The organism is Streptomyces sp. NPDC060366 (genome assembly GCF_042725135.1).
GTDB lineage: Bacteria > Actinomycetota > Actinomycetes > Streptomycetales > Streptomycetaceae > Streptomyces.
In genome coordinates this window covers 108,380-121,826 of sequence record NZ_JBHXDC010000014.1, presented here as the reverse complement: position 1 = coordinate 121,826, position 13,447 = coordinate 108,380, and the positions used below count along the sequence as shown (strand labels likewise).

The window sequence follows — 13,447 nt, the reverse complement described above, 5'->3', positions numbered from 1 at the left end:
CGTGCTCCGCAACCGCGCCGCGCCCTCCGGGCGTCTTCCCGTACAGATCACGGCACTACCCGCACCGAACACCGCAGGTCGCGGAGCACCGCACGAAAGGCAGGCCCACGGCATGACCATCATCGGCTGGCTCGTCCTCGGACTCCTCGCCGGAGCCGTCGCCAAGATCCTGCTGCCCGGCCGGGACCCGGGCGGTCTGGTCGGCACGACCCTCATCGGCATCGCCGGTGCCTTCATCGGCGGCTGGATATCGTCCCGCTGGCTGGACCGCGAGATCACCACCGACTTCTACGACGGTGCCACCTGGGCGGCGGCGATCGGCGGCTCACTGGTGCTGCTGATCCTCTACCGCCTCCTCTTCGGCCACTCCCGCTCCCGCTGAAAGCCCGCCGCCCGATGACCGCCCGCCGCCCGCCGGCGCGCGTCATTCCCCGACGAGCCCGGTCTCGCGCAATGTGATGTTCAGCCGCCCGGCGCGCATCCCGCTCGCCGGGTCGGCCGTCCCCGGATACACCTTGGGGACGGCGTGGAACGCGAGCCGGGACGGCCCGCCGAAGACGAAGAGATCACCGGACGCCAACTCGACATCCGTATAAGGACGCGTCCGCGTCCGCGTGTTGCCGAAGCGGAAGACACAGGTGTCACCGATGCTCAGCGACACCACGGGCGCCCGGGACTTCTCGTCCTTGTCCTGGTGCATGCCCATCCTGGCCGCGCCTTCGTAGAAGTTGATGAGCGCGGTGTCCGGCGCGTAGTGAGCCCCGGCTCCTTCGCCGTACGCCTCGTCGACCGCCGCGCGCCCCAACTCCGCGAGCCACTCGGGAAACGGCGCGACCCGCGCGCCGTTCACATCCCCGGCGGCACGGGTGTAGCGGTACGGCTGCCAGTGCCACCCCAGACAGACCGTCCGCACGGACATCACGCCCCCGCTGGGCAGCGTGGTGTGCCGCATCGGCACCGGACCCCGCGCCCACTCCCGGCAGGCCTCCACCAACTCCCGCTGCCGCCCGGGATCCAGCCACCCCGGCACATGCACGGCCCCGTCCCCGACGACGGCCCGCCCCCGCGGAAACAACGCCCCGCTCACGCCCGCACCTCCGCTCCCGCCGCCTCGTCGCCGTCGACGGACGTCATGGACACCCGTCCCGCTCGCACGGCCGTCCCCGCGCCCGCGCGAGCGGGCGCGACGACGGCCGTGCGGGTCCGCCGCGCCGACCGGAGGCCGACGGTCAGCGGTAATTCACGTACTGCAGCGCGAAGTCGAAGTCCTGCCCCTTCAACAGCGCCTGTACGGCCTGGAGATCGTCCCGGCTCTTCGAGCTGACCCGCAGCTCGTCGCCCTGCACGAGCGCCTTGACGCCCTTGGGGCCCTCATCGCGGATGATCTTGGCGACCTTCTTCGCGTTCTCCTGGGAGATGCCCTCCTCGATGGAGGCGAAGATCTTGTACTCCCTGCCGGACTGCTGAGGCTCGCCCGCGTCCAGCGCCTTCAGCGAGATGCCCCGCTTGATCAGCTTGGACTGGAAGACGTCGAGGATCGCGTTGACCCGCTCCTCGGTGTTGGCCTGCATAAGGATCTTCTCGCCGGACCAGGCGATCGAGGCTCCGACGTTCTTGAAGTCGTACCGCTGCGAGACCTCCTTCGCGGTCTGGTTGAGGGCGTTGTCGACCTCCTGCCGCTCGACCTTCGAGACGATGTCGAAACTGGAGTCGGCCATGTCCTGTGGCTCCTTGTATCGGGTGCTGGAAAGGGTGCCGCGACTCAGGCCGCGGCTGATGCCGAAAGTACGGGCGGGCTCCCGGCCCGCTCCGGCAAAGCCTAGTCATCTCCACCCCCTCCCGGCCTGATCAATCCGGTGGCGGAGCACCCCCGGGCATCGGGTATCGTTTACGTCGTTGCCACGGAGCAGCGCACACAGCGCCCGTCCCGCGACGACATCCCATGGCGGTGTGCCCGAGTGGCCAATGGGAGCGGACTGTAAATCCGCCGGCTTAGCCTTCCCAGGTTCGAATCCTGGCGCCGCCACACGGAAATGATGGCCCCCGGCCCGCGGAGACGCGGACCGGGGGCCATCTTCGTGTCCGTCAGGCGGAGGAGCCGGCGCCCTTCACCGCTTCCGCCACCGGCACCGTGCCGCTGATCAGTTCCAGCGTCAGGCCCACCGTCGCCGGTGTCTCCACCAACTCGGCGAGTGTGGCGGCCACATCGTCGCGTGGCACCGGACCGCGTCCTGTTGACGGCGCGAGGTTCACCAGGCCCGTGCCCGCGTCGTTGGTGAGCATTCCCGGGCGCAGGACCGTCGCGTCGAGACCCTCCTTGGACAGCACGTACACGTCCGCCGCGCCCTTGGCCCGCAGGTAGTGGTCGAAGATGTCGTCGCCCTCGTGGTCCGCGTCGGCGCCCATGGACGAGACGATCACATAGCGCCGTACGCCCGCCCGTTCCGCGGCGTCGGCGAAGAGGACCGCCGCGCCCCGGTCGACTGTGTCCTTGCGCTCCGTGGTGCTGCCCGGTCCCGCCCCGGCCGCGAAGACGGCCGCGTCCGCGCCCTCCAGCGCCGCCGCGGCCTCCTCCAACGAGGCCGACTCCAGGTCGAGCGCAACCGCTTCGGCGCCCGCCTTCCGCAGATCCTCCGCCTGTTCGGGTTTGCGGATGATGCCCGCGACCTCGTGGTCGCGCGCGGCGAGCAGCCGCTCAAGCCGCAGCGCGATCTGACCGTGTCCTCCGGCAATGACAATTCGCATGCTCACGACCGTACGTCCGACAGGCCGTCAGCGCCCACGCACCGCCTCCGTAGGAGGAGCGATTCCCACCCGACCGCCCGCCCGGGGACGGCTGCTCACGCCCCCGTCTCCGGCCGTACCTGCCGACCCTGTCGCGGCAGGTCCAGCGCCGCGGCCCCGGCCGGGTCGCAGTACTCCCTCACGGCGTTCGTCCGGGCCACCACCCGGCCCCGGTGGATGACGATCCTGCTGTACGCCAGCGACAGCACCCCCTCCAGCCGCTCCCCGCGCACCGCGAGCAACTCGGCGGGAAAGCCCGCCTCCACCCGTACCTCCGGCAGCCGCATGGCCTCACGCGCGCCCGCGCTCACCGCGTCGTACGCCTCCGCCGCCCGCAGCCCTCCTTGGGAGGCCAGCAGATACGCGGCCTCCAGCGGATCCCCGCGTCCCACCGGATTCGCCACGTCCCGCACGGCGCCGCTGCCGGCCGCCACCCGTACACCGGCGGCACGCAGCAGCCGTACGGGGGCGACTCCCCGCTGCTCCGCACCGCCGCAGCGGCCCTGGGGCAGACAGACGACGGTCACGCCCGCCGCCGCCAACTGGTCGGCGGCCCGGCCCGCCATGTCCGCCGGCAGCCGGGACAGCCCGGCGCAGGGCCCGACCGAGACGCCGGGCCGCAGCCCGCCGGCCATCGCCGCGAGACGCGCCAGACGCGCCGGGTCGCCGGCATCCGTATGGAGGTCGACGGGGCACCCGTGCTCGGCGGCGACGGTCAGCACCGCTTCCACGTATCCGGCCGGATCGGGGTCGAGGTCCGGGCAGCCGCCCACCACACCCGCGCCCAGCTTCACCGCGTCCCGCAGTATCGCGAGCCCGTCGGCGCCCGCGACCCCGGTCAGCAGACGCGGCACGGCCACGACCGTCAGATCGCCGAGCCCGCGCAGCGAACGCCGTGCCTGGAGCACCGCCTCCAGGGGCGCCAGCTCCTGCGCGTCACCGATCCGCACATGCGTACGCAGCGTCGTCGCCCCGTGCCCGACCTGGAGCAGCGCGGCCTCGGTGGCGCGGCGCTGGACGTCCTCGGGGTCGTACGAGACGGGCCTGTCCGGTGCGACGGCGCTCAGCGCGGTGTCGCTGTGCGCGTGCGGCTCGGCGGGGGCGGGCAGCAGCAGATGCCCGTCGAGGTCCACGCACGCGCCCGGCGCGGCGAGACTGCCGGCCGTGCCGACGGCTTCGATACGGCCGCCGCTCAGCCGTACGTCGACGGCGCGGCCGTCGGTGAGCCGGGCCCCGCGCAGCAGCAGCGCGGTGGCGTTCGCCGTGGCGCCGTCCGGCGGCTGCGGCTGGCTGTCGGGCATCGCGCTCCTGGGTGGGCTCCTGGCGGGGGGTGTAGGGCTCCGGCGTGCAAGATCACGCGGCGTGGGTCGAGCCTAGAGGCGCCCCGGGCACCCTTCGAGGAGGAAGGAAATAGTCATACCGGCGTGGCTCTGCCTGGTGTGCGGAACCTCTCTCGCGCCCCGCCCCACCGGGCCTCCCGCCCCGATCGGGACCTCTGACGGGGGCGTCCCGAGCCGCCGCCAACCCCCGCCTGCGGCCCGCCCCGAGACGGAAGGGACAGGTGGGACGAGAAGCCGGGAAACGGATTTGGGCGAACGGCGACGGACCGTGTAATGTCTTCATCGCTCGCCCCAATAGCTCAGTCGGTAGAGCGTCTCCATGGTAAGGAGAAGGTCTACGGTTCGATTCCGTATTGGGGCTCTGGTGTTCGGCGCTCCTCGCCCTCGGGCGAGGGGATCCGACATCACAGCGGTGTAGCTCAGTCGGTAGAGCAAGCGGCTCATAATCGCTGTGTCACCGGTTCAAGTCCGGTCACCGCTACACACGGTAGCCGATGGTGGGGGCGATCCTTCGATCGGCTACTCTTTTATGCGTTAACCCGTCAATCTGTCCGTCCAAGGAGCACTCACGTGGCTGCCACCGACGTCCGCCCGAAGATCACGCTGGCCTGCGTGGAGTGCAAGGAGCGGAACTACATCACCAAGAAGAACCGGCGCAACAACCCGGACCGTCTTGAGATGAAGAAGCACTGCCCTCGTTGCAACTCGCACACGGCTCACCGCGAAACGCGCTGACCCAGGCTCGTACCCGAGGCCGTCCCCTTAACGGGGGGCGGCCTCGTGTCGTTTGCCGGGCCCCGTACATAGTTGTGCACCAATTCATCAGGGCAGTCTCATCAGGAGGTAACGAGTCCATGGCGCTCGACCAGTCCTTCGTCGGGCGGACCTATCCGCCCACCGAGCCGTACGAGGTGGGCCGGGAGAAGATCCGCGAGTTCGCCGAGGCGGTGGGTGACGGCAATCCGGCGTACGCAGACCCGGACGCGGCGAAGGCGCTCGGCCACCTCGATGTGATCGCCCCGCCGACCTTCGTCTTCGCGATCACCTTCAAGGCCGCGCGGGAGGTCATCGCGGATCCGCAGCTCGGTCTCGACTACAGCCGGGTCGTGCACGGTGACCAGAAGTTCGCGTACACCCGGCCCGTGCGGGCGGGCGACCGGCTGACCGTCACCTCGACCATCGAGGGGATCAAGTCCATGGCGGGCAACGACATCCTCGACGTCCGCGGCGAGGTGCACGACGAGGCGGGCGCGCACGTCGTGACCGCGTGGACGAAGCTGGTGGCGCGCGCCGCCGAGGGGGAGTGACACAGATGGCCACGCAGATCGCCTACAAGGACGTCGAGGTCGGTACGGAACTGCCGGCCGCGGTCTTCCCGGTGACCCGGGACACCCTGGTGCGGTACGCCGGCGCGTCCGGTGACTTCAACCCGATCCACTGGAACGAGAAGTTCGCGCTGGAGGTCGGTCTGCCCGACGTCATCGCGCACGGCATGTTCACCATGGCGGAGGCCGTTCGGGTGGTGACCGACTGGGTGGGGGACCCGGGGGCCGTCGTCGAGTACGGCGTCCGCTTCACCAGGCCCGTCGTGGTGCCCAACGACGGGACGGGCGCGGTCATCGAGGTGAGCGCCAAGATCGGCGACAAGCTCGACGACAACCGCGTGCGGGTGGATCTGACGGCGATCAGCGAGGGCAAGAAGGTGCTGGGCATGTCCCGCGCCGTCGTCCAACTGGCCTGAGCCGCCGACTCACCGTCGCCGGACGGGCCGATCGAGCCCGTCCGGCGACGGAAGTATCCGGATGAGATTCGGGGTTGACAGGTTAGTGAGTGACCAATAACTTTCTCCCCATGGTCAGGATGAGCGCAGAACAGCGACGCGAGAGCGTCATCCGCGCGGCGATCGTCGAGTTCGCCCGCGCCGGGTACCACGGCACCTCCACCGAGGCGATCGCCCGTCGCGTCGGTGTCTCGCAGCCGTACCTCTTCCGGCTCTTCCCGAACAAGCAGGCCATCTTCCTCGCGGCGGCGGAGCGCTGCCTCGCCGACACCCGGCGCCTCTTCGAGGATGCGTCCGAGGGTCTGGAGGGCGAGGAGGCCGTCCACGCGATGGGCAGGGCCTACCAGCGGCTCATCGCGGACGACCCGGAGAAGCTGATGATGCAGATGCAGACGTACGTCGCGGTCGCGGCGGCCGAGGCGGCGGGGGACCACGAGTTCGGCCGTACCCTCCGGGCCGCGTGGGAGGCGCTCTGGGACTCCTCGCACCTGGCGCTGGGTGCGGACGAGAACGAGACCACGACGTTCCTGGCGTACGGAATGCTGGTCAACACGCTGGTCTCGATGGGGTTTCCGGCCGGCCACCGCGTCTGGTCCGGCTTCTACGACTCCGCGCGGCCGGCGGCCACCACCGGTCCGGCGACCACCGGCCCGGCCACCACCGGCCCGGCGGCCGATGAGTCCGGCGGCCCTTCCCCCGGCTGAGTCACCCGCCGAATCGAGCGGCACGCCCGCTCGCCCTCTCTTCATGTCCAGAGAAGTTAGTCATCAATAACTAACCAGATCGGGGAGCACGATGAACCAGCCAGCAGCCCGCGGCGGCACGAACGCCACCTGGGCCCTCGTCATCACCGGCGCCGCGGGCTTCATGGCGGCCCTCGACAACCTCGTCGTCACCACCGCCCTGCCGTCCATCCGCGAGGACCTCGGCGGCGAACTGGCCGACCTGGAGTGGACGGTCAACGCCTACACCCTCACCTTCGCGGTGCTGCTCATGTTCGGCGCGGCCCTCGGCGACCGGTTCGGCCGCCGCCGCCTCTTCGTCGGCGGGCTCTCGATCTTCACCGCGGCGTCCGCCGCCGCGGCCCTCGCCCCCGGCATCAACAGCCTGATCGCCGCACGCGCCGTCCAGGGCGTCGGCGCGGCGATCATGATGCCGCTCGCGCTCACCCTGCTCACGGCGGCGGTACCGGCCGCCAGACGCGGCGCCGCCCTCGGCATCTTCGGCGCCGTCACCGGCATCGCCGTCGCCGCGGGGCCGCTCGTCGGCGGCAGCCTCACCGAGCACATCTCCTGGGAGTGGATCTTCTGGCTGAACGTGCCGATCGGCCTCATGCTGCTCCCGCCGGCCAGGACGCGCCTCAAGGAGTCGTACGCCCCGAACGCCCGCATCGACGTCCCCGGCACCCTGCTCATCAGCGGCGGCCTCTTCGGCATCGTCTACGCCCTGGTCAACGCCAACGCCGAGGGCTGGACCAGCCCGCTCGTCCTCACCGGGCTGATCGTCGGCACGCTCCTGATCGCCGGCTTCGTGCGCCACGGCATCCGCCGGCCCGACTCGATGCTGCCGATGCGGCTGTTCAAGGACCGCACCTTCGCCGGGATCAACGCCGCGAGCCTGCTGATGTTCCTCGGCATGTTCGGCTCGATCTTCCTGCTCAGCCAGTTCATGCAGGGCGTGGCGGGCTACTCGCCCACCGAGGCCGGCCTGCGGATGCTCCCGTGGACCGCGATGCCGCTGCTCGTCGCGCCGTTCGCCGGGATCCTCTCCGACCGCATCGGCGGCCGGCCCGTGGTCACCGCGGGCCTCGCCCTCCAGGCCGTCGGACTGGCCCTGTTCGCGGCGGCCGTGGAGCCCGGCGTGTCGTACGCGGCGCTGCTTCCCGCGCTGATCGTCAGCGGGATCGGCATGGCGCTGTACTTCGCCCCGGCCACCAGCCTGGTCATGTCCAGCGTCCGGCCCGCCGAGCAGGGGATCGCGTCCGGCGCGAACAGCGCGCTCCGTGAGGTCGGCGGCGCTCTCGGCGTCGCGATACTCGGGGCGGTGTTCTCCGCTCGGGGCGGTTACGAGACACCGCAGGTCTTCGTGGACGGCACCGTCCCCGCCCTGTGGATCGGCTCGGGCGTCGTGGGGCTGGCCGCCCTGACGGCCCTGGCCATGCCCGGCCGCCGGCCCCTGAGCAGGACCACGCCGGTGCGGGAGCCGGCGGCGGAGGGTGGCGCTGCGGAGCGTGACACGACGCCGGCGGAGAAGCGCCGGACGGTGGCCGTCTGACGCCTCCCGCCCCCTAAGTTCGGATCCGGAGACGAGCCGTCTCCGGATCCGAACGTACTCTTGTGCCGTGCAGGAACTCCACGACGCCCCCCTCGCCCCCCTGACCACCTTCCGCCTCGGCGGCCCCGCCACCCGGCTGATCACCGCGACCACCGACGCCGAGGTCGTGGCGGCCGTGCGCGAGGCGGACGACGCGGGCACACCGCTCCTGATCATCGGCGGCGGCAGCAATCTGGTCATCGGCGACAAGGGCTTCGAGGGCACCGCCCTGCGGATCGCGACACGTGGCTTCGACCTCTCGGGCACTGCGCTGGAACTGGCCGCCGGCGAGACCTGGACCGACGCCGTCGCCCGTACCGTCGAGGCCGGGCTCGCGGGCATCGAGTGCCTGGCCGGTATCCCCGGCTCGGCCGGCGCCACGCCGATCCAGAACGTGGGCGCGTACGGCCAGGAGGTGTCCAGCACCATCACCGAGGTCGTCGCCTACGACCGGACCACCCGCGAGACCCTGACCCTCACCAACGCCGAGTGCGCGTTCTCCTACCGCCACAGCCGCTTCAAGGAGCACCCCGAGCGCTATGTCGTCCTGCGCGTGCGGTTCGCGCTGGAGGACGCGGACGGGCTCTCGGCCCCGCTCAAGTACGCCGAGACGGCTCGCGCCCTCGGTGTCGAGCCCGGCGACCGGGTCCCGGCGGCCACCGCCCGTAGGACCGTCCTCGCGCTGCGCGCGGGAAAGGGCATGGTGCTCGACCCGGCGGACCACGACACCTGGTCGGCGGGCTCCTTCTTCACCAACCCGATCCTCGACGACGCCCAGTACGCGGCGTTCCTCGCCCGCGCATCGGAGCGGCTCGGCCCGGACGTCGCACCGCCCGCGTTCCCGGCGGGGGACGGCCGGACGAAGACCTCGGCGGCATGGCTGATCGACCGCGCGGGCTTCACCAAGGGGTACGGCGCGGGCCCGGCGCGTATCTCCACCAAGCACACGCTCGCCCTGACCAACCGGGGCGACGCCACCACCGAGGACCTGCTCGCGCTCGCCCGGGAGGTCGTCGCGGGGGTGCGTGAGGCCTTCGGAATCACCCTGGTCAACGAGCCGGTGACGGTGGGCGTCAGCCTCTGAGGCGCCGGTCCCGTCGTAGAGCCAACCCCCGGCCTCAGTACGCGACCCCCACCGCCCGCTTCACCAGCGCCGGGTCGTCCACCATCGCCAGCATCGCGTGCGCCACGTCGCCCCGGCCGATCCTTCTCCCCGCCCGCGGGTTCCCGTCGACCACCGTCCGGTAGACGCCGGTCACCGGCGCGTCCACGAGCTGGGGCGGCCGGACGGACGTCCAGTCCGCCCCGCTGCGCGCCAACTCCGCCTCCATACGGGCGAGATCGTCGTAGACGGGCCTGAGCACGGCCTTCACCACGCCCAGGGCGAGCTTTCCGACCAGGGGTTCGTCGCGCGGTACGGGACCGAGCGGGGCCGCGCTCACCACGACGACGCGCCGCACCCCCTCCGCGTCCATCGCCGCCAGGATCGAGCGCGCCACCGGCCCCGCGAAGCCCGCGAGCTTGCGGCTGCTCGGCCCGATCCCCGACAGCACGGCGTCCCGGCCCTTCACGGCGGGCCGCAGCTTCTCCGGGTTGTCGAACGTCGCCGCCGTGAACACCTCCAGCCCGGCACCGGTGACGGTGAAGCGTGCGGGGTCACGCACCACGGCCGTGACCTGATGTCCCGCCGCCAGCCCCTGCCGGACGATCTCCTGGCCGATTCCGCCGGTCGCACCGAAAACGGTGAGCCTCATAGCAGTAGCCTCTCCTGGTGGGTGAGTATTCACTCACCCCTATGGTGAGTAGGTACTCACCCCGTCGTCAAGCCGTGAACGGACCACATATGAAGCCCGCGCGGGCCCGCATCCTCGACGCCGCCGCCGAGCTGATGGCCACCATCGGCCTGGCCCGCGCCACCACCAAGGAGATCGCCCGAGCGGCCGGCTGCTCGGAGGCCGCGCTCTACAAGTACTTCGCCGGCAAGGAAGACCTCTTCCTGCACGTACTGGACGAGCGGCTGCCCCGGCTCGGCCCCCTCCTCAGCGAACTCGCGAAGCGCCCCGACGAGGGAGGAGCCGCCGGGGGAGGGGACGGACGGAGCGTCGAGGAGAACCTCGTCGAGGTCGTCGGCCAGGCCGCCCTCTTCTACGAGGCCACCTTCGCGATCGCCGCCTCACTCTTCGCCGAACCGGCTCTGCTGCGCCGCCACGCCGAGGGCGTACGCGCACTGGGCGCCGGCCCGCACATCCCGCTGCGCGCCCTCGCCGCCTATCTGCGCAACGAGCGCGACGCGGGCCGGATCCGCCCCGACGCCGATCCCGACGCCGCGGCCACGCTGCTGCTCGGCGCGTGCCAGCAGCGGGCATTCCTGCGCAGCTTCCCCGACGGCGAACCGGTCGCCCCCGTCGAGGAGTTCGCCCCCACGCTGGTCCGCGCGGCGCTCCTGGGCCTCGCCCCCGGGGCCTGACGGGCGGGCCGCGCCCTCAGCCGTCCAGCAGCCAGCTGTCGATCCCCGCCAGCAGTTTCTCCTGTGTCCCGGCCGGCGCCGCCGAGCCCCGTACCGACTGACGGGCCAGCTCGGCCAGCTCGACGTCCGTGAACCCGTGGTGCTTGCGCACCAGTTCGTACTGCGCCGCGAGCCGCGAGCCGAACAGCAGCGGGTCGTCGGCGCCCAGCGCCATCGGCACCCCGGCGTCGAACAGGGTCCGCAGGGGTACGTCGGCGGGCTTCTCGTAGACGCCCAGCGCCACGTTCGACGCCGGGCACACCTCACAGGTCACCCCGCGCTCGGCCATCTTGCGCAGCAGCCGCGGATCCTCGGCCGCCCGTACGCCGTGCCCGACCCGGGTCGCGCGCAGATCGTCCAGGCAGTCCCGTACGGACGAGGGCCCGCTCAGCTCGCCGCCGTGCGGCGCCGCGAGCAGCCCGCCCTCCCTGGCGATCGCGAAGGCCCGGTCGAAGTCCCGTGCCATGCCCCGGCGTTCGTCGTTCGACAGGCCGAACCCGACGACGCCCCGGTCCGCGTACCGCACGGCGAGCCGCGCCAGCGTGCGGGCGTCCAGCGGATGCTTCATCCGGTTCGCCGCGACCACGACCCGTATGTCGAGCCCGGTGTCCCTGGCCGCCGCGTCGACCGCGTCCAGGATGATCTCCAGCGCCGGGATCAGTCCGCCCAGCAGCGGGGCGTACGAGGTGGGGTCGACCTGTATCTCCAGCCACCCCGAGCCGTCCCTGACGTCCTCCTCGGCCGCCTCGCGCACCAGCCGCTGGATGTCCTCGGCGGAGCGCAGGCAGGACCGGGCGATGTCGTAGAGCCGCTGAAAGCGGAACCAGCCCCGTTCGTCGGTCGCGCGCAGTTCGGGCGGCTCGCCGCCGGTGAGGGCGTCGGGGAGGTGGACGCCGTACTTGTCGGCCAGCTCAAGCAGGGTCGTCGGGCGCATCGAGCCGGTGAAGTGCAGATGCAGGTGGGCCTTCGGCAGCAGGCGGATGTCGCGGGTGGCGCGGTCGACAGGCGGGGGGCCGGAAACGTTCTCCATCCATGGATCTTGCCGTACTCGGGCGGACTCCGGGAGTCCCTTTCCACCTTCGGGTGGTTGCCCGAACGGAAGAACGGGCCCCCGGACGGCGCCGGGGACCCGTTTTTACGTCTGTGACTCTCAGTCGCGGGCCTCGGCCAGCAGCTTCTGGAGCCGGGCCACACCCTCGACCAGATCCTCGTCGCCCAGCGCGTACGACAGCCGCAGATATCCCGGCGTACCGAATGCCTCACCCGGTACGACCGCGACCTCGGCCTCTTCCAGGATCAGGCCGGCGAGGTCGACCGAGCTCTCGGGGCGCTTGCCGCGGATCTCCTTGCCGAGCAGCGCCTTCACCGACGGGTACACGTAGAAGGCGCCCTCGGGCTCCGGGCAGACCACGCCGTCGATCTCGTTGAGCATCCGGACGATGGTGCCCCGGCGCCGGTCGAAGGCGACCCGCATCTCGTCCACCGCGTCGAGGCTGCCGGTGAGGGCGGCCAGCGCGGCGGCCTGCGAGACGTTCGCCACGTTCGACGTCGCGTGCGACTGGAGGTTGGTCGCGGCCTTCACCACGTCCTTGGGACCGACGATCCAGCCCACCCGCCAGCCGGTCATCGCGTACGTCTTGGCGACACCGTTGACCACGACGCACTTGTCGCGCAGCTCCGGCACGACCGTGGGCAGCGAGGTGAACTCGGCGTCCCCGTAGACGAGGTGCTCGTAGATCTCGTCCGTCATGACCCACAGGCCGTGCGACACGGCCCAGCGGCCGATGGCCTCGGTGTCCTCGCGGCTGTAGACGGCGCCGGTCGGGTTGGAGGGCGAGACGAAGAGCACGACCTTCGTACGCTCCGTGCGCGCCGCCTCCAACTGCTCGACGGAGACCCGGTAGCCGGTGGTCTCGTCGGCCACGACCTCCACCGGGACACCGCCGGCCAGCCGGATCGACTCGGGGTACGTCGTCCAGTACGGCGCCGGGACGATGACCTCGTCGCCCGGGTCGAGGATCGCGGCGAACGCCTCGTAGATCGCCTGCTTGCCGCCGTTGGTCACCAGGACCTGGGCGGGGTCGATCTCGTAACCGGAGTCACGCAGCGTCTTGGCGACGATGGCGGCCTTGAGCTCGGGGAGCCCGCCGGCCGGGGTGTAGCGGTGGTACTTCGGGTTGTGGCAGGCCTCGCTCGCGGCCTCGACGATGTAGCCGGGCGTCGGGAAGTCGGGCTCGCCCGCACCGAAGCCGATCACCGGCCGGCCGGCGGCCTTGAGGGCCTTGGCCTTGGCATCGACGGCGAGGGTGGCGGACTCGGAGATTGCGCCGACTCGGGCGGAGACCCGGCGCTCGGTCGGAGGGATTGCAGCGCTCATGCGGGCCATGGTCCCAGACCGTCCGAGACCTGAGCACAGGTGTTTCGCCGACCGGACAGCTCGCGGACGGAGAGTGGACAGGTTCTGACAAGACCCGGTCCGGTGTTACCTGTTCGACGCCGGGCGCCCGAGCACGTACACTCACTGGTCGTTGGCCCTCACCCGCCACCACCGATCCGCACACACCGTGCTTCCGGTCGGATGCGGTAGGTTGGGGAAAACGCAAAGGGTCGTAGCTCAATTGGTAGAGCACTGGTCTCCAAAACCAGCGGTTGGGGGTTCAAGTCCCTCCGGCCCTGCTACACACTCCTCCGCCAGGATGTGTGCGCATGTACGTACTTCAAAAG

The 13,447-nt window shown here is 71.3% G+C and carries 15 protein-coding genes and 4 tRNA genes; 12 read left to right on the top strand and 7 right to left on the bottom strand.

From position 1 onward, the window contains the following. The first annotated feature begins 112 nt into the window (after positions 1 to 112). Entirely contained in the window at positions 113 to 382 is a 270-nt protein-coding gene (locus ACFWHU_RS28845) for a GlsB/YeaQ/YmgE family stress response membrane protein (RefSeq protein WP_385791676.1), read from the top strand. Between the two features lie 42 nt (positions 383 to 424). Here the strand turns inward: ACFWHU_RS28845 and ACFWHU_RS28840 are convergent, their stop codons facing one another. After that, entirely contained in the window at positions 425 to 1,087 is a 663-nt protein-coding gene (locus tag ACFWHU_RS28840) for an alpha-ketoglutarate-dependent dioxygenase AlkB family protein (protein ID WP_385791675.1), read from the bottom strand. A gap of 142 nt (positions 1,088 to 1,229) precedes the next feature. Next, entirely contained in the window at positions 1,230 to 1,718 is a 489-nt protein-coding gene (locus ACFWHU_RS28835) for a YajQ family cyclic di-GMP-binding protein (protein WP_355180748.1), read from the bottom strand. A 226-nt stretch (positions 1,719 to 1,944) separates the two neighbouring features. On the opposite strand from ACFWHU_RS28835, the gene ACFWHU_RS28830 reads away from it, so the two are divergent. Further along, positions 1,945 to 2,026 (top strand) — tRNA-Tyr (locus ACFWHU_RS28830). Positions 2,027 to 2,085: 59 nt separating this feature from the next. On the opposite strand, the gene ACFWHU_RS28825 is transcribed toward ACFWHU_RS28830, so the two are convergent. Then, on the bottom strand, positions 2,086 to 2,745 hold the full coding sequence (locus ACFWHU_RS28825) for an NAD(P)H-binding protein (protein ID WP_387228355.1): 660 nt from the start codon (positions 2,743 to 2,745) through the stop codon (positions 2,086 to 2,088). Positions 2,746 to 2,840: 95 nt separating this feature from the next. After that, positions 2,841 to 4,085: an amidohydrolase family protein gene (locus ACFWHU_RS28820; protein WP_387228353.1), complete on the bottom strand. Its 1,245-nt coding sequence runs from the start codon at positions 4,083 to 4,085 to the stop codon at positions 2,841 to 2,843. Positions 4,086 to 4,412: 327 nt separating this feature from the next. Between ACFWHU_RS28820 and ACFWHU_RS28815 the strand changes: the two genes are divergently transcribed. The 8 genes from ACFWHU_RS28815 (at position 4,413) to ACFWHU_RS28780 (ending at position 9,301) form a co-directional block, all read left to right on the top strand. Continuing rightward, positions 4,413 to 4,485 (top strand) — tRNA-Thr (locus ACFWHU_RS28815). Positions 4,486 to 4,532: 47 nt separating this feature from the next. Further along, positions 4,533 to 4,605 (top strand) — tRNA-Met (locus ACFWHU_RS28810). A gap of 89 nt (positions 4,606 to 4,694) precedes the next feature. Continuing rightward, a complete protein-coding gene (rpmG, locus tag ACFWHU_RS28805; RefSeq protein WP_003956487.1) occupies positions 4,695 to 4,859 on the top strand; it encodes a 50S ribosomal protein L33 in 165 nt (54 codons plus the stop codon). A gap of 119 nt (positions 4,860 to 4,978) precedes the next feature. After that, positions 4,979 to 5,431 carry a MaoC family dehydratase N-terminal domain-containing protein gene (locus ACFWHU_RS28800; protein ID WP_385791669.1) on the top strand — a complete coding sequence of 151 codons (453 nt, stop codon included), beginning with the start codon at positions 4,979 to 4,981 and terminating at the stop codon, positions 5,429 to 5,431. Between the two features lie 5 nt (positions 5,432 to 5,436). Beyond that, complete coding sequence (locus ACFWHU_RS28795) at positions 5,437 to 5,865, top strand: MaoC family dehydratase (RefSeq protein ID WP_385791667.1); 429 nt, start codon at positions 5,437 to 5,439, stop codon at positions 5,863 to 5,865. 119 nt (positions 5,866 to 5,984) lie between these two features. Further along, on the top strand, positions 5,985 to 6,608 hold the full coding sequence (locus ACFWHU_RS28790; protein WP_387228350.1) for a TetR/AcrR family transcriptional regulator: 624 nt from the start codon (positions 5,985 to 5,987) through the stop codon (positions 6,606 to 6,608). Positions 6,609 to 6,699: 91 nt separating this feature from the next. After that, the gene (locus ACFWHU_RS28785) at positions 6,700 to 8,178 is read left to right on the top strand and encodes a DHA2 family efflux MFS transporter permease subunit (protein WP_387228348.1); all 1,479 of its coding nucleotides are present in this window, start codon (positions 6,700 to 6,702) and stop codon (positions 8,176 to 8,178) included. Positions 8,179 to 8,245: 67 nt separating this feature from the next. Next, positions 8,246 to 9,301, top strand: coding sequence for a UDP-N-acetylmuramate dehydrogenase (locus tag ACFWHU_RS28780; protein ID WP_387228346.1), 1,056 nt, complete (start codon positions 8,246 to 8,248; stop codon positions 9,299 to 9,301). Positions 9,302 to 9,335: 34 nt separating this feature from the next. Here the strand turns inward: ACFWHU_RS28780 and ACFWHU_RS28775 are convergent, their stop codons facing one another. Continuing rightward, positions 9,336 to 9,971, bottom strand: a complete 636-nt coding sequence (locus ACFWHU_RS28775) for an NAD(P)-dependent oxidoreductase (protein WP_387228343.1) — start codon at positions 9,969 to 9,971, stop codon at positions 9,336 to 9,338. Between the two features lie 89 nt (positions 9,972 to 10,060). Between ACFWHU_RS28775 and ACFWHU_RS28770 the strand changes: the two genes are divergently transcribed. Then, entirely contained in the window at positions 10,061 to 10,684 is a 624-nt protein-coding gene (locus ACFWHU_RS28770) for a TetR/AcrR family transcriptional regulator (RefSeq protein ID WP_387228341.1), read from the top strand. Between the two features lie 16 nt (positions 10,685 to 10,700). Here the strand turns inward: ACFWHU_RS28770 and ACFWHU_RS28765 are convergent, their stop codons facing one another. Beyond that, positions 10,701 to 11,753: an adenosine deaminase gene (locus tag ACFWHU_RS28765; protein ID WP_385791656.1), complete on the bottom strand. Its 1,053-nt coding sequence runs from the start codon at positions 11,751 to 11,753 to the stop codon at positions 10,701 to 10,703. Between the two features lie 120 nt (positions 11,754 to 11,873). Continuing rightward, complete coding sequence (locus ACFWHU_RS28760) at positions 11,874 to 13,100, bottom strand: pyridoxal phosphate-dependent aminotransferase (protein ID WP_385791654.1); 1,227 nt, start codon at positions 13,098 to 13,100, stop codon at positions 11,874 to 11,876. A 226-nt stretch (positions 13,101 to 13,326) separates the two neighbouring features. On the opposite strand from ACFWHU_RS28760, the gene ACFWHU_RS28755 reads away from it, so the two are divergent. Beyond that, positions 13,327 to 13,399: transfer RNA gene (locus ACFWHU_RS28755), tRNA-Trp, on the top strand. Positions 13,400 to 13,447 lie beyond the last annotated feature (48 nt).